Source organism: Methylobacterium sp. Leaf91, from assembly GCF_001422815.1.
Lineage (GTDB): Bacteria > Pseudomonadota > Alphaproteobacteria > Rhizobiales > Beijerinckiaceae > Methylobacterium.
In genome coordinates this window covers 99,974-118,221 of record NZ_LMMP01000009.1, presented here as the reverse complement: position 1 = coordinate 118,221, position 18,248 = coordinate 99,974, and the positions used below count along the sequence as shown (strand labels likewise).

19 protein-coding genes and 1 pseudogene are annotated in these 18,248 nt (G+C 65.7%); 10 read left to right on the top strand and 10 right to left on the bottom strand.

Annotated features, from left to right (window positions below; translation table 11 throughout):
* Positions 1–13 precede the first annotated feature (13 nt).
* From ASF32_RS09650 to tpiA, 3 genes are all read right to left on the bottom strand, one after another.
* Complete coding sequence (locus ASF32_RS09650) at positions 14–1,642, bottom strand: CTP synthase (protein ID WP_056427005.1); 1,629 nt, start codon at positions 1,640–1,642, stop codon at positions 14–16.
* Positions 1,643–1,801: 159 nt separating this feature from the next.
* On the bottom strand, positions 1,802–2,185 hold the full coding sequence (gene secG, locus ASF32_RS09645; protein WP_056427002.1) for a preprotein translocase subunit SecG: 384 nt from the start codon (positions 2,183–2,185) through the stop codon (positions 1,802–1,804).
* Between the two features lie 151 nt (positions 2,186–2,336).
* A complete protein-coding gene (gene tpiA, locus ASF32_RS09640) occupies positions 2,337–3,098 on the bottom strand; it encodes a triose-phosphate isomerase (RefSeq protein WP_056427105.1) in 762 nt (253 codons plus the stop codon).
* Positions 3,099–3,291: 193 nt separating this feature from the next.
* Between tpiA and ASF32_RS09635 the strand changes: the two genes are divergently transcribed.
* The 8 genes from ASF32_RS09635 (at position 3,292) to glp (ending at position 12,057) form a co-directional block, all read left to right on the top strand.
* Positions 3,292–5,193, top strand: a complete 1,902-nt coding sequence (locus ASF32_RS09635; RefSeq protein WP_056426999.1) for a peptidylprolyl isomerase — start codon at positions 3,292–3,294, stop codon at positions 5,191–5,193.
* Positions 5,194–5,200: 7 nt separating this feature from the next.
* Positions 5,201–6,721, top strand: a complete 1,521-nt coding sequence (gene trpE, locus ASF32_RS09630; RefSeq protein WP_056426996.1) for an anthranilate synthase component I — start codon at positions 5,201–5,203, stop codon at positions 6,719–6,721.
* Between the two features lie 99 nt (positions 6,722–6,820).
* A complete protein-coding gene (locus ASF32_RS09625) occupies positions 6,821–7,741 on the top strand; it encodes an alpha/beta hydrolase (RefSeq protein WP_056426993.1) in 921 nt (306 codons plus the stop codon).
* Between the two features lie 76 nt (positions 7,742–7,817).
* Positions 7,818–8,432 carry an aminodeoxychorismate/anthranilate synthase component II gene (locus tag ASF32_RS09620; RefSeq protein WP_056426990.1) on the top strand — a complete coding sequence of 205 codons (615 nt, stop codon included), beginning with the start codon at positions 7,818–7,820 and terminating at the stop codon, positions 8,430–8,432.
* A gap of 34 nt (positions 8,433–8,466) precedes the next feature.
* Complete coding sequence (trpD, locus tag ASF32_RS09615; RefSeq protein WP_056426987.1) at positions 8,467–9,480, top strand: anthranilate phosphoribosyltransferase; 1,014 nt, start codon at positions 8,467–8,469, stop codon at positions 9,478–9,480.
* Positions 9,481–9,491: 11 nt separating this feature from the next.
* Positions 9,492–10,349, top strand: coding sequence for an indole-3-glycerol phosphate synthase TrpC (gene trpC / locus ASF32_RS09610; RefSeq protein WP_056427102.1), 858 nt, complete (start codon positions 9,492–9,494; stop codon positions 10,347–10,349).
* Positions 10,346–10,831 carry a cyclic pyranopterin monophosphate synthase MoaC gene (gene moaC, locus ASF32_RS09605; RefSeq protein WP_056426982.1) on the top strand — a complete coding sequence of 162 codons (486 nt, stop codon included), beginning with the start codon at positions 10,346–10,348 and terminating at the stop codon, positions 10,829–10,831. Before trpC ends, moaC begins: the two co-directional genes overlap by 4 nt.
* Positions 10,828–12,057, top strand: coding sequence for a gephyrin-like molybdotransferase Glp (gene glp, locus ASF32_RS09600; RefSeq protein WP_056426979.1), 1,230 nt, complete (start codon positions 10,828–10,830; stop codon positions 12,055–12,057). The genes moaC and glp overlap by 4 nt, the downstream gene beginning before the upstream one ends.
* Before the next feature lie 142 nt (positions 12,058–12,199).
* Here the strand turns inward: glp and ASF32_RS26420 are convergent, their stop codons facing one another.
* The 4 genes from ASF32_RS26420 to ASF32_RS09580 all read right to left on the bottom strand — a co-directional run bounded on the left by ASF32_RS26420 (position 12,200) and on the right by ASF32_RS09580 (position 14,382).
* On the bottom strand, positions 12,200–12,532 hold the full coding sequence (locus ASF32_RS26420) for an FUSC family protein (RefSeq protein ID WP_244477891.1): 333 nt from the start codon (positions 12,530–12,532) through the stop codon (positions 12,200–12,202).
* Positions 12,533–12,785: 253 nt separating this feature from the next.
* Complete coding sequence (locus tag ASF32_RS09590; RefSeq protein WP_056426976.1) at positions 12,786–13,463, bottom strand: esterase; 678 nt, start codon at positions 13,461–13,463, stop codon at positions 12,786–12,788.
* A gap of 83 nt (positions 13,464–13,546) precedes the next feature.
* Positions 13,547–13,915, bottom strand: coding sequence for a nuclear transport factor 2 family protein (locus ASF32_RS09585; RefSeq protein ID WP_056426973.1), 369 nt, complete (start codon positions 13,913–13,915; stop codon positions 13,547–13,549).
* A gap of 23 nt (positions 13,916–13,938) precedes the next feature.
* A complete protein-coding gene (locus ASF32_RS09580; RefSeq protein ID WP_056426970.1) occupies positions 13,939–14,382 on the bottom strand; it encodes an OsmC family protein in 444 nt (147 codons plus the stop codon).
* A 419-nt stretch (positions 14,383–14,801) separates the two neighbouring features.
* Between ASF32_RS09580 and ASF32_RS09575 the strand changes: the two genes are divergently transcribed.
* Both ASF32_RS09575 and frc read left to right on the top strand, forming a co-directional pair.
* The gene (locus tag ASF32_RS09575) at positions 14,802–15,245 is read left to right on the top strand and encodes a PAS domain S-box protein (RefSeq protein WP_056426967.1); all 444 of its coding nucleotides are present in this window, start codon (positions 14,802–14,804) and stop codon (positions 15,243–15,245) included.
* 125 nt (positions 15,246–15,370) lie between these two features.
* On the top strand, positions 15,371–16,621 hold the full coding sequence (gene frc, locus ASF32_RS09570; protein ID WP_056427099.1) for a formyl-CoA transferase: 1,251 nt from the start codon (positions 15,371–15,373) through the stop codon (positions 16,619–16,621).
* A 163-nt stretch (positions 16,622–16,784) separates the two neighbouring features.
* On the opposite strand, the gene ASF32_RS09565 is transcribed toward frc, so the two are convergent.
* The 3 genes and pseudogenes from ASF32_RS09565 to ASF32_RS26415 form a co-directional block, all read right to left on the bottom strand.
* A complete protein-coding gene (locus ASF32_RS09565; protein WP_200919083.1) occupies positions 16,785–17,285 on the bottom strand; it encodes a DUF2867 domain-containing protein in 501 nt (166 codons plus the stop codon).
* 114 nt (positions 17,286–17,399) lie between these two features.
* Complete coding sequence (locus tag ASF32_RS09560; RefSeq protein WP_056426960.1) at positions 17,400–17,717, bottom strand: hypothetical protein; 318 nt, start codon at positions 17,715–17,717, stop codon at positions 17,400–17,402.
* A gap of 107 nt (positions 17,718–17,824) precedes the next feature.
* Positions 17,825–18,247, bottom strand: a pseudogene (locus ASF32_RS26415) (oxalate/formate MFS antiporter); the annotation flags it as partial.
* Position 18,248: the final 1 nt, after the last annotated feature.

The following is an 18,248-nucleotide window of genomic DNA, read 5'->3' as shown; positions in this document are numbered from 1 at the left end:
GCCCGCCCCTCCCTCAGACCAGCCGGCTCTGGACGATGGCGGCCGAGATGAAGCTCTTGAACAGCGGATGTGGCTCGAACGGCCGCGACTTCAGTTCCGGGTGGAACTGCACGCCGATGAACCAGGGGTGGCCTGCATGTTCCACCGTCTCGGGAAGCAGACCGTCCGGTGAGAGACCCGAGAACCGCAAGCCCTTGGCTTCCAGCCGCTCGCGATAGGCCATGTTGACCTCGTAGCGGTGCCGGTGACGCTCGGAAATCTCGGTGCCGCCGTAGATCTCGGCGATCTTGGTATCCGCGCCGAGGGTCGCCTTGTAGGCGCCGAGCCGCATGGTGCCGCCGAGATCGTCCTGTGCAGCGCGCCGCTCCAGCTCGTTGCCCTTGAGCCATTCCGTCAGCAGGCCGACCACGGGCTCGCCGGTCTCCCCGAACTCCGTGGAATTGGCGTCCTCGACCCCGGCCAGGGAGCGAGCCGCTTCGATCACGGCCATCTGCATGCCGAAACAGATGCCGAAATATGGGATCTTGCGCTCACGGGCGTAGCGGGCCGCGCGAATCTTACCCTCTGCGCCGCGCTGTCCGAAGCCGCCGGGGACGAGAATGCCGTTGATACCTTCAAGGAACGGCGCCGGATCTTCACGCTCGAAGACCTCGGATTCGATCCATTCGAGGTTCACCTTCACATTGTTGGCGATGCCGCCATGCGTCAGCGCCTCGGACAGGGACTTATAGGCGTCCTTGAGGCCCGTATATTTGCCCACGATGGCGATGGAGACCTCGCCTTCGGGATTGCGCACGCGCTCGGAGATCGTCGTCCAGCGCACGAGATCCGGTTCGCCCTTCGGTTCGATTCCGAAATGCGCGAGCACCTCACGGTCGAGGCCGGCCTCGCGGTAGGACAGCGGCACGTCATAGATCGACGCCACGTCGCGCGCCTCGATGACGGCTGTCTCACGCACGTTGCAGAACAGACCGAGCTTGCGCCGCTCTTCCACCGGAATCGGACGGTCGCAGCGGCAGAGCAGGATGTCCGGCTGGATTCCAATGGAGCGGAGTTCCTTGACGGAATGCTGCGTCGGCTTGGTCTTCAATTCGCCTGCCGAGGGGATGTAGGGCAGCAGAGTCAGGTGGACGAAGGCGACAGTGCCGCGAGGCAATTCCTGGCCGAGCTGGCGGATCGCCTCGAAAAACGGAAGGCCTTCGATGTCGCCCACCGTGCCGCCGATCTCGACGAGGACGAAATCGAATGCTTCGTTTCCATCGAGTACGAAAGTCTTGATGGCGTTGGTGACGTGAGGGATGACCTGGATCGTCGCGCCGAGATAATCGCCGCGCCGCTCCTTGGTGATGATGTCGAGATAGATGCGACCGGTGGTGATGTTATCGGCCTTAGTCGCCGGAAGACCGGTGAAACGCTCGTAATGGCCGAGGTCGAGATCGGTCTCCGCACCGTCGTCGGTAACGAAGACCTCGCCGTGCTGCGTCGGGCTCATCGTGCCCGGATCGACGTTCAGGTAGGGGTCGAGTTTGCGCAGGCGGACCGTGTGGCCGCGCGCCTGCAGGAGAGCTGCGAGAGCCGCAGATGCGAGGCCCTTGCCGAGCGAGGAGACCACGCCGCCGGTGATGAATACGTACCGCGTCATGGGCTTCGGCTCATAAACAAGGGTGGATGATTCGACAAACTTCAAACGACCCCGCCGCTGGTGGCGGCAGGGCTGCATCGGTTCGGATTCTGTGGAACGCCGGGTGGGGACGGTTCGGAGCGAGAGGTGTCCGAGCCGTCATTCCGCATCGACCTTTGATCAGCGCGACTGGGGCGCTTCGGGCGTGGCAGGCTGAGCCGGCGCGGTCTGGCCAGCGCCCTGACCGGGACGAAGGGTCTCGAGAATATTGCCGTTGGGCGCCGCCGGCTGCGTCGTCGCGGCCCCGTCGAGGATCGACTTCGGCGCGGCGCTCCGGTGAGAGATCACCGCGAGGGTCATGCTCGTCGTGAAGAACAGGGCCGCCAGGATCGCTGTAGCCCGCGTGAGGGCGTTGGCCTGGCCACGTCCGGTCATGAACCCCGACACGCCGCCACCGCTGCTACCACCGCCGAGCCCGAGTCCGCCCTCAGAGCGCTGCAGCAGGACCACGGCGATGAGTGCGAGAACCACGATGAGGTGAATGGAGATCAGGACGGCATTCATGTCGTTTCAGTCCGATGTTCCTGGTCCGTGAACCACGTAGGCCGTATCCGGCGCCCGAAGAGGCCCGGCGAGGAACGTCCGCAAAGGGCAGGCTCCTACACGAGATGGTGTCTCACGCCAAATCCTGCATCGCCCCAGGGCGGCGAATGTTTCAGGCGTAGGCGGCCGCTATCCCCAGGAAGTCGGAGGCGACGAGACTGGCGCCTCCGACCAGCGCCCCGTCCACATTCTCTACCGCCATCAATTCGCGGGCGTTACCCGGCTTCACCGAACCGCCATAGAGGATACGGACCTTGGCGGCCTCCGCGCCGATGAGCTGTCCGAGCATCTCACGCAGGGAAGCATGGACTTCGGCGATGTCGGACGGGGTCGGTGTCAGGCCGGTACCGATGGCCCAGACAGGCTCGTAGGCGATGACCGTATCGGAGGCCTTCGCCCCCTTGGGGACGCCGATGGCGAGCTGGGCACGGACGATATCGAGGGTCCGGCCCTCTTCGCGTTCCTCCTGCGTCTCGCCGACGCAGATGATGCCGCAGAGTCCGGCGCGGCGGGCACCCAATGCCTTGGCATGGACGCCATCGTCGGTCTCGTGGTGATAGGCGCGGCGCTCCGAATGCCCGACGATGACGTAGCTCGCCCCGAGATCGGCCAGCATCTCGGCGGAGATGCTGCCGGTGAAGGCGCCGCTGGCCTTGGCATGAAGGTTCTGACCGCCGATGGCGATGGCGGACCCGTAGACCGCCGCCACACAGGAAGAAATCAGCGTCGAAGGGGGGCAGACGAGGACGTCGATCCGGGATGCGAGTTCGGGCGAGAGCCCGTCGCGGATGGCCTCGACCACGGGAACCGAACTGCGCAGGCCGTTCATCTTCCAGTTGCCGGCGATCAGCGGCCGCCGTCCCGACTTCGACATCGTATTCCTCGCGCTCAGATGCTGCTGGTCCGGCTTCACCGGATCGTGAGCGGGGCCGTAACAGAGCCGACTAGCGGGCGCAAACATGGGCTCGAGGATTCGCCCGGCCTTTGCTGGGGCCACCGGATGGTCTATCGCGGGCGGCCTGGAGCGTGCCTCGGCACGCCATCACGACGGATTTTCGAACGTTCCGATGCTGCAGAACATGCGTAGTGCGAGCCAGCATTGGCTCGGCAAGATCATTCTCACGGTGGTCTTCACCTTCCTCATCGCCGGCGTTGCGATTTTCGGGGTGGAAGATTTCTTCCGCTCGAACTCCGCCACGACCGTGGCCACGGTGGGCAAGACGCAGATCACTTCGGAGGCGGTGCGCTCGGCCTATCAGCTGCAGCTGCAGCGCTATCAGAGCCAGCTTCAGCGCAGCTTGACTCCCGAACAGGCCCGGGGCCTCGGTCTCGATCGGCAGGTCCTTTCGCAGCTAATCAGCGAGGCCTCCCTCGACCAGCAGGCTAAGGATCTCGGTCTCGTCATCCCGGATTCGGCAGTATTGCGCGCGATTCAAGAAGAGCCGACCTTCAAGGGGGCCAACGGCTCCTTCGACCAGACGCTCTTCTTCCAGACGCTGCAGCGCGCCGGCATCAACGAGGCGATGTTCGTGCGCGACCAGCGCGCCGCCGCCGGACGGCTCCAGATCGCCGAGGCCGTGGCCGCGGACATTCATGTCCCCGCCGCCCTGCGGGAGGCCGTGCATCGCTACACCACCGAGCGCCGGTCGGCCTCCTTCATGATGCTGCCCCCTTCCGTGGCGGGAGACATTCCCGCACCGACGGACGAGGAGGTGAAGACCTTCTACGACGAGAACAGGAGCGCATTCCGCGCGCCGGACTACCGGGCCGTGACCCTCCTCGCCCTCGATCCGCAGGCGATGGCCAAGCCCGACGCTGTCACGGACGAGGATGTGCAGAAGCGCTACGAGCTCGCCAAGGCGCAATACGGCACGCCGGAGCGGCGCACGATCCAGCAGATCGTGTTCCCCGACGAGGCCTCCGCCGAGGCGGCGCGCAAGGAGATCGAATCCGGCGAAAAGCCGTTCGAGGCCGTCGCTCTGGCGCGCGGCGTGGACGCGAAGGAACTGTCTCTGGGGAACCTGACGAAGGCCGAACTGTTCGACCCGGCCGTCGCAGAGGCCGCCTTCTCGCTTGCCCAAAACACCGTGAGCGCCCCGGTCAAGGGTCGCTTCGGCACCGTGCTCCTCCGAGTCACGGCCATCGAACCCGAGACACGCAAGCCCCTCGCCGACGTGGCGCCGGAGATCCGCAAGACCATCGCTCTCGAGCGCGCCAAGACCGCCGTTGAAAAGGACCACGACACGATCGAGGACGAGCGCGCCAACAGCAAGCCGCTGGCCGAGATCGCCAAGGAGCGGGGCCTCACCCTCGTGACCGTGCCGGCGGTGAGCGCCCAGGGACTCGACCCGTCGGGCAAGCTCGTCGATTCCATTCCGGATCGCGACACGACGCTGCCGATCGTGTTCCGCTCCGAGATCGGGAGCGACACCGAGGCGCTTCGCCTGAAGTCCGGCGGCTACGTCTGGGTCGACGTCACCGGCATAGACCAAGCCCATGACAAACCCCTCGACCTGGTGCGCGATCAGGCAGCCGCCCAATGGCGCGCTGCCGAGGTGGCCAAGCGCCTGTCCGACAAGGCACGCAGCCTGACCGAGCGTCTGGACAAGGGCGAGGCCATCGACACGCTCGCGGCGGAAGTCGGCGTGCAGGTGCAAACCTCCACGGACATCGCCCGCAGCCAGTCCAAGGACGGCCTCTCGGCCGACGTGGTCAATCGCCTCTTCGCCATCCCGGTGGACAAGGCCGTTTCGGTCGAATCCGGCGAGTCGCGTGTGGTCGCCAAGGTCACGGCGGCGACGATGCCCGCCTTCGTGCCCGGCAGCCCCTCCGACGAGGCGATCTCGAAGCGGTTCCAGGCGACCCTCATCGATGACATCCTCGGCGAGTACATCGCCGACGTTCAGAAAAGCGTGGGGATCACCGTCAACCAGACGGCGTTCCGGCGCGCGATCGGCGGCGAGTACTGAACCGATCATGTTTCAGGAGCCGGATTACGCCGCGTTCGCGGAGGCCTACGAGGCAGGGCGGCCGACCCTCCTCAACCTGACCCTGGTGGCCGATCTGGAGACTCCGGTCGCGGCTTTCCTCAAGCTGCGGGCGGTCCATGCCGGGCCGGCCTTCCTCCTCGAATCCGTCGAGGGCGGTGCGGTGCGCGGCCGCTACTCGATGATAGGCCTCGACCCCGACCTCGCCTGGCGCTGTCGCGACGGCCGACCGGAGACCGCACGGGGCAGCGACCTGTCGGTGTTCGAGCGCGATGACGCGTCGCCGCTGGCAAGCCTCCGGTCCCTCATCGCCGAAAGCGCCATCGGAGCCGATGACGATGTCGAACTCCCGCCCATGGCGGCGGGCCTCTTCGGCTATCTCGGCTACGACATGGTCCGGGCCATGGAGCGGCTCGGGGTGTCGAACCCGGATCCCCTTGGCGTTCCCGACGCGATCCTCGTCCGGCCGCGCGTCATGGTGGTATTCGATGCCGTGCGCGACATCATCACCGTGGTCGGCCCGGTGCGCCCGAGCGCAGGGGTTTCGGCGCGTGCGGCCTATGAGGGCGCGCTCGCCCGTCTGGAGCGCGTGGCCGATGTCCTGGAAGGTCCGCTTCCGGTGGAATCGCGGATCGACCCCCTCACCATCGCCCATCCCGAGCCGGTCTCGAACACGACGCCGGACGCCTATCTCGACATGGTCGCGCGGGCGAAGGAGTACATCGTCGCCGGTGACGTTTTCCAGGTCGTGCTGTCCCAGCGCTTCGAGGCGCCGTTCACGCTGCCGGCCTTCGCCCTCTACCGGTCCCTGCGGCGGACCAACCCGGCCCCCTTCCTGTGCTACCTCGACTTCGAAGATTTTCAGGTCGTGTGCTCGTCTCCCGAGATCCTCGTGCGCGTGCGCGAGGGACGCGTCACGATCCGCCCCATCGCCGGTACCCGCCGGCGCGGCGCCACTCCGTCCGAGGACAAGGCCCTGGCCGAGGAACTGCTGGCCGATCCGAAGGAACGCTCTGAGCACCTGATGCTGCTCGATCTCGGCCGCAACGATGTCGGCCGGGTCTCGCGCATCGGCAGCGTGACCGTAACGGGGTCGTTCTTCCTCGAATATTACAGCCAGGTCATGCACATCGTCTCGAATGTCGAGGGCGATCTCGATCCGAGCCACGACGCACTCGATGCCCTCTCGGCCGGGTTTCCGGCCGGCACGGTCTCCGGCGCGCCGAAGGTCAGGGCGATGGAGATCATCGACGAGCTCGAACGCGAGAAGCGCGGCCCTTATGGCGGCTGCATCGGTTATTTCGGCGCACGCGGCGAGATGGATACCTGCATCGTGCTGCGCACCGCCATCGTGAAGGACGGTCGGATGCATGTTCAGGCCGGCGCCGGCATCGTCTACGATTCTGATCCGGCCTCCGAACAGCAGGAATGCGTGAACAAGGCCAAAGCCCTGTTCCGCGCCGCGGAGGATGCGGTGATGTTCGCGAGCCGGGCGCGGCGGGGGCAATAGTCCTTCCGCGCACCAAGGCAGTCCTTCCGCTTGGCCCGCGATTGCCGACAGACATCGAATCGGTCGTATATCGACGGGTTGCGATGGCGGAGGAACGTGATGGCTGAGACCGAGATCGATGCCATCAGGGATCTTCTCGCGGCCAGTCCACGGTCTTCGAATCTCGCCGAGCGCCGTGAACGGCTCGACGGGTTCGGCGCGCATTATCCAGTTCCCCCCGATGTGACGGTCGTGCCCGTCGATGCGGGCGGGGTGTCGGCCGAATGGACCGGGAGCCCGGGGGCGGACCCGACCCGCGTCGTCCTGTTCCTGCATGGCGGCGGATACGTGTCCGGCTCGCTCAACAGTCACCGGCACATGATGGCCGAGACGGGCCGCGCTGCCGGATCACGGACGTTGGCGCTGGATTACCGGCTCGCGCCGGAACATCCGTTTCCCGCGGCCCTTGATGACGCCCTGGCGGGTTACCGCTTCCTGCTCGAATCGGGTGTCAGCCCCAGGAACATCGTCTTGTCCGGGGAGAGTGCCGGCGGCGGGCTTGCCGTCGCGACGGCCCTCTCGCTGCGTGATGCCGGCCTGCCGCTTCCGCGCTGTCTTTGGCTCACGTCGCCCTGGGTCGATCTGGAGATGACCGGTGCCAGCATGGACACCAAGGCGGCGGTCGATCCCCTGATCCAACGGGAATACCTGATGGAACTCGCGGAGGCCTATTGCGCAGGAAAGGACGCGGCGACCCCGCTGATCTCGCCGCTTCATGCCGACCTCGGCGGCCTGCCGCCGATGCTGATCCAGGTCGGCAGCGCCGAGACCCTGCTGGACGATTCCCTTCGCCTCGCCGGGGTGGCCGCCTCGGCGGACGTCGCCGTGACGCTTCAAGTCTGGCCGCACATGATCCATGCTTGGCACATGTTCTATCCGCAGCTTGCCGAGGGGCGGCGATCGCTGGCGAGCGCCGGTGCCTTCATCCGTACGCATCTAGGGGACGGCACCGCCGTCCAGCATCCGACGATCGGGGTCTGAGAGCGGACGCGGCGCGAGAACGCTTGACCCCCTCGGCTCACCTCGTCACACGAGGGGGATCAAGAGAAGCGCGATCATGGCCAACGTCCTCGTCATCGACAACTACGATTCCTTCACCTGGAATCTCGTCCATCTCATCGGGCCGCTTTGCGGATCGATCGATGTCGTGCGCAACGACCAGATCACCATCGACGAGATCCGCGAGCGCGCGCCCGATGCGGTGGTGCTGTCTCCGGGGCCGTGCACGCCCAACGAGGCCGGCATCTGCCTCGACGTGGTGCGCGACCTCTCCGGCGAGGTGCCGATCTTCGGAGTCTGTCTCGGCCTCCAGGCGATCGGTCAGGCCTTCGGCGGCGACGTGGTGCGCGCGCCAAAGCCCATGCATGGCAAGGTCTCGAGCATCACCCACAGGGCAACGGGGGTCTTTCGCGGGCTGAACGGCCCCTTCGATGCCACGCGCTATCACTCGCTCGTGGTGGAGCGCGGCGGGTGTCCGCAGGATCTCGTCGTCACGGCGGAAGCGGACGGGCTCATCATGGCGCTGGAACACGCCACACTCCCGGTCCACGGCGTGCAGTTCCACCCGGAGAGCATCCTCTCGCATCACGGCTCGCAGATCCTGCGCAACTTCCTCGACATCGCCGCGGCGTGGAACGCGGGACGTGACAAGCGCGGGTCCGGCGTGCATTGACGCATCGATCGATTTTGATTGACGCTTCCGACCCATGGACACCTTCAAGCCGCTCCTCGCGAAAGTCGCGGCCGGGTCGAGTCTCGACCGGGCGGAGGCGCGCGCCGCCTTCGACGACCTGCTCTCGGGCGAGGTGACGCCGGTCCAGGCCAGCGCCTTCCTCATCGCCCTGAAGGTGCGTGGCGAAGCCGAGGACGAGATCGTCGGCGCGGTGGAGGCCATGCGGGCGCGGATGGTGCGCGTGGTCCCGGTTCCCGGCGCCATCGACATCGTCGGCACCGGCGGCGACCATTCGGGCAGCTACAACGTCTCGACTCTCGCCGCGATCCTCACGGCGGCCTGCGGCGTGCCGGTGGCCAAGCACGGCAACCGTGCGGCCACCTCGCGCTCGGGTGCGGCCGATGTCCTCGTTTCCCTTGGCGTGAAAATCGGTCTCGACCCAGACGGGCTGGCCCGCTGCCTCGCACAGGCCGGCCTCTGCTTCATGTTCGCTCAGACCCATCACGGCGCGATGCGCCATGTGGCGCCGGTGCGCTCCGAACTGCCGACGCGGACGATCTTCAACCTGTTGGGGCCGCTCTCGAATCCGGCCGGTGTCGAGCGCCAGCTTCTGGGCGTCTCCACCGAGGCCTGGGCCGAACCCCTGACGCGTGTATTGGGCGAACTCGGCAGCACGCGGGTCTGGACGGTGCACGGGTCGGACGGGCTCGACGAGATCACCGTCACCGGGCCGACGCCGGTGGTCACCCTAGAGAACGGGCGGATCGGCCGTTTCACCATCGATCCGCGCGACGTCGGCCTGCCGCTCTGGACTCTCGAGGATCTGCGCGGGGGCGATCCCGACCATAACGCGCACGCGCTGAACGCCGTCCTGTCGGGCGAGCGCAACGCCTATCGCGACATCGCCGTTCTCAATGCGGGGGCCGGCCTCGTCGTCGCCGGTTCCGCGCAGACCTTGAGCGAAGGTGTGGCCCGTGCCGCTTCCGCCATCGATGACGGCGCGGCACGAGCAACCCTTGCACGCCTCGTGGCGGTCTCGAACACATGAAAGAGGCCCCGATGAGCGAGGCGAAACCCATTGCGGACGTCGTTGCACCACCGGCCACCACCGACCGGCGTGACGTGCTTGCGCGGATCGAGGCCTATAAGCGCCGTGAGATCGCAGAAGCCAAGCTGCGCGTACCGCTCGCGAAGCTCGAGAAGCGCATCGAGAAAGCCTCGCCGGTCCGGCCCTTCGCCGATGCGATCGCTGCTCATATCGCGCAGGGTCGCCCCGCGCTCATCGCCGAGGTGAAGAAGGCCTCGCCGTCCAAGGGCCTGATCCGCGAGGATTTCGACCCCGCCACCCTCGCCGCTGCGTACGAGGCGGGTGGCGCCACCTGTCTCTCGGTGCTCACCGACACGCCCTCCTTCCAGGGCAAGCCGGAATACCTCACCGAGGCGCGGGACGCCTGTTCGCTGCCCGTGCTGCGCAAGGACTTCCTGTTCGAGCCGTACCAAGTGTTCGAGGCGCGCGCCTGGGGCGCCGATTGCGTTCTGGCCATCATGGCGTGCCTCGACGATGACGAGGCTCTCGCCCTCGTCGAGACCGCGCACGATCTCGGCATGGATGTGCTGGTCGAGGTGCATGACGAGGAGGAGCTCGCCCGCGCCATTCCGCTCGGCACCCGGCTTCTCGGCATCAACAACCGCGATCTCAAGACATTCGAGGTCTCGTTCGATACGGCCATCCGCGTTGCCAAGGGCGTGCCAGAGGACCGTATCGCTGTCGCGGAGAGCGGCATCACCGGGCACGACGATGTCCTGCGCCTCGAAAAGGGTGGACTTCGGACGATCCTCGTCGGGGAAAGCCTGATGCGCGAAGCGGACGTGACCAAGGCGACGAAACGCCTGCTCTTCGGCAAGGCCGGCAAATGAGCACCCTCACGCATCTCGATGCGGCCGGCGCCGCTAATATGGTCGACGTCTCCGACAAAGCCGCCACCACCCGTACCGCCCGCGCCGAAGGCGTGGTGGTGATGCTGCCCGAAACGCTGCGGCTGATCCGCGAAGGCGATGCCAAGAAAGGCGACGTGATCGGCACGGCGAGGCTCGCGGGCATCATGGCGTCGAAACGCACGCATGAACTCATCCCGCTGTGCCATCCGCTGCTGATCTCTAAGGTCCGGGTGGAATGCGAGCCGGACGATTCCCTGCCAGGCCTTCGCGTGACCGCAGAGGTCAAGGTGATCGGTCCGACCGGGGTCGAGATGGAGGCCCTCACCGCCGTCTCGGTCGCCTGCCTCACGATCTACGACATGGTGAAGGCGGCCGATCGCGCCATGCGGATCGAAGGCATCCACCTAGTCTCCAAGGATGGCGGAAAGTCCGGCTCGTACCGGGCCGAGGGCGCTTCGTGAGCAAACTCATTCCGGTGGAGGAGGCGCTCGCGCGCATCCTTGCGAGTGCCGCCGAGCCGGTGGCAGCCGAGATGGTGGGGGTGGCCAACGCCTACGGCCGGACCCTGGCCGAGGATGTGGCCGCCCTACGGACCCAGCCGCCCTTCCCCGCCTCCGCTATGGATGGCTATGCGGTGCGTTCCGAGGATGTGGCCGCCGTTCCGGCAAAACTGGCGCTCATCGGCATGAGCGCTGCCGGCCACGGTTTCTCCGGCACGATCGGCCCCGGCGAGACGGTACGGATTCTCACGGGGGCTCCAGTGCCCACGGGGGCCGACACGATCCTCATTCAGGAGAATGCCGACGTCTCGGACAATGTGGTCACGGCGAAGGAAACGGTCGCCGCCAAGCGCCATATCCGCGTTCCCGGTCTCGATTTCCGGTCCGGTGATCCGCTCCTGCGGGCGGGGGAGTGCCTGGATGCGCGCCGGCTTGCCCTCGCGGCCGCGGGTGGTCACGCCACTCTCCAGGTTCGCCGCCGGCCTCGGGTCGCGATCCTCGCCACGGGCGACGAACTCGTGGCGCCGGGAGAACCGGCCCGCTGGGACCAGATCGTCGCCTCGAATGGATTGGCGGTGGCGAGCCTTGCCCGCGAGGCAGGCGCGGAACCCATCGATCTCGGCATTGCCGGAGACAGCCTCGCCTCCCTCGAAGCCGCACTGGGCCGGGCGCGGGACGCGAAAGCAGACCTCCTGGTGACCCTGGGCGGCGCCTCCGTAGGTGATCATGACCTCGTCCAGGCGGCTCTGCATCGCGAGGGGCTGGAACTTGGATTCTGGCGAGTGGCTCTCCGCCCCGGAAAGCCACTGATGCATGGACGCCTCGGTCCGATGATGGTCATCGGTTTACCGGGCAATCCCGTCTCCGCCGTAGTCTGTGGCCTGCTCTTCGTCGTGCCGGCGATCCGAGCCCTTCTTGGCGACCCCAAGGCCGGGGCCGACCGCAGCGAGCCGGCCTTGCTCGGGGCGGACATGCCGGCCAACGATATCCGCCAGGACTACATGCGGGCGCGGATCGAAATCGCGGATGACGGCCGTCCGATGGCGTACGCCGAAACGCGCCAGGATTCCTCGATGCTCTCGGTCCTCGGTCAATCCGAAGCGCTGCTGGTTCGCCCACCCGGCGCTCCGGCCGCGAAGCGCGGCGATCCATGCCGGATCATTCGCCTCGATCGAGCGTTGCTCTGACGACGACAGGTTTCGTCATTTTCCGGTGACGTCAGGGGTCGATCTAGCCAGCCGCGTGGCGAGCCAGCCGACGATGATCGCCACGGTGACGCCCCAGCCCACCTCCATGACGCGCGAGCCGAAGATATGCTGCGCCGTTCCGTCATGGGGGGACGAGCAGGATGATGGTCGCGGTGATCCCGGCGAGCCGGGCCGCGCTCGCCACGTTCAGCACCCAGCAGGCCGTGAGCGACAGGATGACTGCGAGGGCATAGGCAGCCAGATGCTGCCCGAGGCCGAGCCAGATACCAAGGCCGATGAGCCCCCCCGTGGCTGCACCGAGCAATTGATCCCGCCCGACTTTCCGCGTCGCGCGGAACTCGGTTTGGAGTACGGCGATGGCAGTGATCGCCGACCAGAACCCCTCACGCTGGTTCAGCGCCTGGGTCGGCAGATAAGCGATGATCGCCGCGCCAGCGGATAAAAGGCCGTGCACCAAACCATCGATGAGGCGGCGTCGTAGCGGCAGGCCCTTGCGAAGGCGCGCGATACGTTCGCCGAGCCGGCTGATCCTGGCCTCGTCGCGCCCTCCTTTTTCGGTTCCTGGAGGGTGTGCCTGCGCTCGCCACCCAGGGCTTCCCGGTTGCTGCTCCACGATGACACGGTCGCTCGAATCCATGATTTTTGAACGCGAGCCGAGCCTGCTTCGATCCGCCGGCGATCTTCAGGATTCACGCTTGCCGGCTCGGTCAGCCGAATACGAACTCCACCGCCTGCGTTACAACCTCAGGCTGGTAGGCGTGTGGCCCGTCATACTCCACAGAGGTCACATCGTAGCCAACGTCCCTCAGTTTCGAAGTGTGCACCCGTGCGCTGCGATTGATGGGTATCTGCTCGTCCCGTGTCCCATGTGAGATGAAGATGCGTGGTGACCCGGCCTGCAGATGTACCGACAGGAACCCGGCCGAGGAGATGATGAGGTGGGTGACCACATGGCCATTGGCGAGGCCGGAGGAGAGAGCGTAGCTCCCGCCATCGGAATGGCCGGCGAAGACGATGTGCAGGGGATCGAGCATGAAGCGTGACGCTACCTCGGTCAAAGCGAGGTCGAGCCGTTCGCGGTCCGGCCCGTGACCGCCGATGACGAGATCCCAGGTCGGGAATACAGATTGTGGAGCGAGGAGCAGAAATCCGCGCGTCTCCGCATGCTTTTCGAGCATGGGCAGGATCTTCTCCGCACTCCCGCCGCCGCCATGAAAGAGTACGACGAGGGGAGTCGGCCGTCGCGGATTGATCCCCGGCGGCACGATCAGCATGGCGTCGCGCTCATCGAGCAGACCGAGCGGATGGCGGCCCGAAGGCATGGGCTCCCTCGTCGGCAGACGATGCGCAAAAGCGAGACGTCCTGCGAGTTTAGGGTCGATCATGCGGCGAGCCTCGCGTCGTTCGGTGACATGGTGCGGGCATCGGTCGTTCTCTGCGGACGGCGCCCCTTGCCTAAGCTGCCGCGTCAATCCGGCTTGGCTTCGCTCAAAGGCTTGATCTTCAGTTGATCGATGATCCACAGCCAGCCGCCGGCCTCCTGCTTCCGTGCCGTCTCCACCGAGATCGTTCCGTTCGGCAGGCGCGCGAAGGTCATCGCGATGCCCCCGTTGCGGATGCTCGGCAGCGTCTCCGCGGCCGGGAACTCGGAGCGCCGCGCTAGAAGGTCGGTGTAGAATGCCCGGATCTCCTGATGTCCCGTCGCAACCACCTTTCCGGCGGCCAGCACGGCATCCGGTTCATAGAGGGCGACCAACCCCTCCACATCGCCGGCATTGGCCCTTTCGTTGAAGAGACGGGCAAGGTCTTCGGGGGTTTCTGCTAGCACGTGGTCCATGGCGTTTTCCTCTTGTTACACGGCTACTTCAGCAGCGTTCCAGCCGAGTCGCGCACCGCTACGGTGACCGGAATCCCCGCTTTGACGCTCTCGGAGACGGTACAGAAGCGCTCGAACTGCTCGAGAACCTTGTCGAGCCGTGGCATCGTTTCCGCCGGAGCGCCCAGCGCGATGCCGACTGCGATCCCGCTGATCCTCAGGCGACCATCCGCGTTGCGTTCCACGCGAAAGCTCGATCGCGCTGCGAGCCCGGTTGCGTCCTGTTTGAATTTGCCGAGGGCGAAGACCAGGCTCGCGCACAGACAGTTGGTGACGCCAGCGACCAGGATCTGCTCGGGGTAAGGCCCCTCCCCGCCGCCATAGGGTGGCGCCTCGTCAACGGCGAGGTTCGGGAAGGCTTCCCCAAAATCGATCTCGAACCGATAGCCCTCGATCTGCCTGATCGTGATGCTGCCGTCACTGCCCATCCGGGACGTCTCCTCTCGGCTCGCCTAGCCGCCGCATGCGCACTGAAGCGGCAAAGCAACGACTGGCAAGGCAACGAACGAGAAGCGAAGGCGAGTTCCATCTCATCCCCCTCCTTGCCCACGTGTTGACAGCCCGCCATCATTGGCATACCAAATACCAACAGTAGACGCACAGAAAAAGCAAGTGCGCGGAACATCTCACGGACGGGGTTTGACCTATCCGCGAAATGGAGGAAGCGATCACGATGATGCAATGCAGCATTCGCAACCGCAATATATTCCAGACGGAAGCCGAATTCGCGACCACGACTGCGAACGAAGCATCGCGCGTCTCAAGTGAAATCCCTCATCGCGTTTGACGGCCGTACCTGCTGCCTAAGTCGATGGACGACGTTTCACTCGAAGACGCGAAACAAGCCATGTCGGATCAAGCCAATTTCGCCGGTATCGACGTCTCTCAACTGATCGAAGCCGCCGGAGATGCCATCGTCGTCTCCGATCCGGACGGTGCGATCGTCGTGTGGAACGCGGCGGCGGAGAGGATCTTCGGGTTCTCGTCATCCGAGGCGCTCGGCCAATCCCTCGATCTGATCACCCCGGAACGCCAGCGCCAGCGTCACTGGGATGGTTACGCCAAGACAATGCGGACCGGCATCACCCGCTACGGCACCGAGGTGCTGCGCGTGCCGGCGCTTCATAAGGACGGCCGATCACTCTCGATCGCCTTCACCGTCGGACTCCTTCACGGTTCTGACGGCGCGGTGACCGGAATCCTCGCCATCATCCGCGATGAGACCCGGCGCTGGAACGACGAGCGTCAGATGCGCAAGCGTCTGAGCGAGCTCGAAAGCGCTGCCGTTTAAGTGGAGGCGCGAAAAGCTAAAGGTTTCGCCAGAATACCGGCCAACACGAGTTCCGGATCAGAACCGGACATTCGAACTATCCGATCCATTATCGTTGCATGACGATCGAAAGGGAGAACGTCGAGATGAGCAAGCCGCTTGAAGGCACCAAGATCATCGATTTCACTCACGTCCAGGCTGGCCCTGCTTGCACGCAGCTTCTCGCCTGGTTCGGCGCCGACGTCATCAAGGTCGAGCGTCCCGGTGCCGGAGACGTGACACGGACGCAGCTGCGCCACGTGGAGGATGCCGACGCCCTTTACTTCACCATGCTGAATTCGAACAAGCGTTCGCTGACCCTCGACACCAAGACCCCCGAGGGCAAGGAAGTCCTCGAGAACCTCATCAAGCAATCCGACGTGATGGTCGAGAATTTCGGACCCGGCGCCCTCGACCGCATGGGCTTCTCCTGGGCCCGCATTCAGGAACTCAACCCGGGCATGATCCTGGCTTCGGTGAAGGGCTTCTCGGACGGCCACCATTACGAGGACCTGAAGGTCTACGAGAACGTCGCCCAATGCGCCGGCGGCGCCGCCTCCACCACCGGCTTCTGGGACGGCCCCCCCACCGTCAGCGCCGCCGCTCTCGGTGACTCGAACACCGGCATGCACCTCGCCATCGGCATCCTCACGGCGCTCCACCAGAAGAACAAGACCGGCAAGGGCCAGAAGGTCGCCGTGTCGATGCAGGATTCGGTGCTGAACCTCTGCCGTGTGAAGCTGCGCGACCAGCAGCGCCTCGACGCCCTCGGCTACCTCGAAGAGTACCCCCAGTACCCGCATGGCGAGTTCACCGACGTGGTGCCGCGCGGCGGTAATGCGGGCGGCGGCGGGCAGCCGGGCTGGGTGCTGAAGTGCAAGGGCTGGGAAACCGACCCGAACGCCTACATCTACTTCACGATCCAGGGCCATGCCTGGGCGCCGATCTGCAAGGCGATCGGCCGCGAAGAGTGGATCGACGATCCGGCCTACAACACCGCCCGTGCCCGCCAGGACAAGATCATGGACATCTTCGGCACGATCGAGGAATGGCTCGCTGACAAGACCAAGTTCGAGGCGGTCGATATCCTGCGCAAGTTCGACATCCCGTGTTCGCCGGTTCTGTCGATGAAGGAACTCTCGGTCGATCCGTCGCTGCGCGCCAGCGGCACCATCGTCGAGGTGCAGCACCCCAAGCTCGGCTCGTATCTCACCGTCGGAAGCCCGATCAAGTTCTCGGACATGCCGGTCGAGATCAAATCTTCGCCGCTCCTCGGAGAGCACACTGACGAAGTGCTGCTCGACCTCGGTTACACCCAGCAGCAGATCGAGCGCTTGCACCAGGCACGCGCCGTCTAAGACAGATGCAAAGCGGCCCGTCCTCGGACGGGGCCGTGGATTGAGGAAAACGGCGTGCCGCGAGGCGCGCCGTTTTCTTTTGGAATTGGACAAGGCCGCACCACCAGCACGGTCGCGTCGTCGGCATCGTTGCTCGAGCGCCGGCCCTGTTCGAGTGATCGACCTACGTACCGGAACGCACGGCTTCCTGCCCCAACGAGTTTGTCAAACGCCGCAGGTCGGCGGCGAGGATCAAGCGATGGATCAGCGCGACCGGCACCATGTAGACCCAACCAAAGGCATTGTGGACGACGACCGACGAGGTGATCGCGAGACGGCGACCGGAGGTCGCGAGACAAATCATGACGTCGAGGCGGCGGTCCCGCACGGTGAGAACCAGCATATCCGGGGCGCTGTGTTCCACCAGGAAGAAGTCCAACGTTTCACCCGCGCGCGCTTGGATCCGGCGTTCACCGGAAAGGCCGCCGATCGCCTTCACGCCGAAACGTGCCGCGATCGAATCTCCCATGCGGAAGGCGAGCGACATGAGCGGTCGTGGCTCTGCCGTGATGAAATTCCAGTCCTGTATCGGAGTCATCGCCGAGGGGAGTACGACCGATCGCGAGTCGTCATAATCGAGCTGATCGCTCGAGCGCAGAATCCGAACCGGCAGATCGATGGCCAAGGACTTTCCCCATCTCATTGGTGGGTCGGCCCCAGCATGACCGGCGCGGATAAGCGGCGGCGCAATGGGTGAACGAGCGCGGCCTCGGCCATACCGGGCCCGGTAGCCGTGCGTTTATCCTCCTAAGGAGTTGGTGCGGTCCTGTTGCCCTGCGACGGGATGCGTAACCGGGAGGCCGTGAGGCGAGACATCCAGCGAGGCTGCGTCTTTCCCCTCCGTCGCGAGTGCCTCGTAGGGCAGCCAGCCGGCGAAGGGTTCCAGATTATCCTGCCCAGCGGGGCGATACCAACGCCAGACTTGGCGTGCCGCACTCGGGGCGTACCAGCGGCCGGGACGGCCCTCGGCCAGGATCGGGCCGAGTGTCAGATGGTTGAGCCAGATCCGCTCGACGATCTGCGGGGCCGTGTGCATCGGGCGCCAGGTCAGCGGCATCGGACATCTCCTGCGAGGGCGATCACGGGGCGATGTAACGGGTGCGGGGGCCAGGACTTGGCGTCCGGCCCCCGTACTCTGTTCGTGGTCGGTGGCTCAGCCTCAGTTCAGGCAGCCACTACGCGGGGGGCAGGCTTGGTCTCGTCGGAGACGGCCAGCGCCTGGGCCACCACCCGCTTGCGCCAGGGCTTCAGCACGGCGATGGCGAGGAGGGATGCGAGGATGTTGGCGCCGGCGGCGACGAGGAAGACGCCGTCCCAGCTGTTGGTGGCCTGCTGGAGGTAGTTGGCGACCGGGACCAGGAGGGCGGCGGTGCCCTTGGCGGTATAGAGCAGGCCGGCATTGGTGGCGGCGAACTTGGTGCCGAACGTGTCGGTGCAGGTGGAGGGGAAGAGAGAGTAGATCTCGCCCCAGGCGAAGAACACGAACCCTGAGAGCAGCACGAACCACAGCGGGTCGTGGCCCCAGAGGTAGAGCATGTAGATGCCGAAGCCTTCCATGGCGAAGGCGATGAACATGGTGTTCTCGCGN

What these genes read in the sequence shown, in the direction of transcription:
- trpC (WP_056427102.1), top strand. Translation starts at nt 9,492, where the DNA reads ATGAGCGAGGCGAAACCCATTGCGGACGTCGTTGCACCACCGGCCACC.
- ASF32_RS09620 (WP_056426990.1), top strand. Translation starts at nt 7,818, where the DNA reads ATGGCCAACGTCCTCGTCATCGACAACTACGATTCCTTCACCTGGAAT.
- trpD (WP_056426987.1), top strand. Translation starts at nt 8,467, where the DNA reads ATGGACACCTTCAAGCCGCTCCTCGCGAAAGTCGCGGCCGGGTCGAGT.
- secG (WP_056427002.1), bottom strand. Translation starts at nt 2,185, where the DNA reads ATGAATGCCGTCCTGATCTCCATTCACCTCATCGTGGTTCTCGCACTC.
- ASF32_RS09650 (WP_056427005.1), bottom strand. Translation starts at nt 1,642, where the DNA reads ATGACGCGGTACGTATTCATCACCGGCGGCGTGGTCTCCTCGCTCGGC.
- ASF32_RS09560 (WP_056426960.1), bottom strand. Translation starts at nt 17,717, where the DNA reads ATGCCGCTGACCTGGCGCCCGATGCACACGGCCCCGCAGATCGTCGAG.
- frc (WP_056427099.1), top strand. Translation starts at nt 15,371, where the DNA reads ATGAGCAAGCCGCTTGAAGGCACCAAGATCATCGATTTCACTCACGTC.
- ASF32_RS09585 (WP_056426973.1), bottom strand. Translation starts at nt 13,915, where the DNA reads ATGGACCACGTGCTAGCAGAAACCCCCGAAGACCTTGCCCGTCTCTTC.
- trpE (WP_056426996.1), top strand. Translation starts at nt 5,201, where the DNA reads ATGTTTCAGGAGCCGGATTACGCCGCGTTCGCGGAGGCCTACGAGGCA.
- ASF32_RS09580 (WP_056426970.1), bottom strand. Translation starts at nt 14,382, where the DNA reads ATGGGCAGTGACGGCAGCATCACGATCAGGCAGATCGAGGGCTATCGG.
- moaC (WP_056426982.1), top strand. Translation starts at nt 10,346, where the DNA reads ATGAGCACCCTCACGCATCTCGATGCGGCCGGCGCCGCTAATATGGTC.
- ASF32_RS09590 (WP_056426976.1), bottom strand. Translation starts at nt 13,463, where the DNA reads ATGATCGACCCTAAACTCGCAGGACGTCTCGCTTTTGCGCATCGTCTG.
- tpiA (WP_056427105.1), bottom strand. Translation starts at nt 3,098, where the DNA reads ATGTCGAAGTCGGGACGGCGGCCGCTGATCGCCGGCAACTGGAAGATG.
- ASF32_RS09625 (WP_056426993.1), top strand. Translation starts at nt 6,821, where the DNA reads ATGGCTGAGACCGAGATCGATGCCATCAGGGATCTTCTCGCGGCCAGT.
- ASF32_RS09575 (WP_056426967.1), top strand. Translation starts at nt 14,802, where the DNA reads ATGTCGGATCAAGCCAATTTCGCCGGTATCGACGTCTCTCAACTGATC.
- ASF32_RS09635 (WP_056426999.1), top strand. Translation starts at nt 3,292, where the DNA reads ATGCTGCAGAACATGCGTAGTGCGAGCCAGCATTGGCTCGGCAAGATC.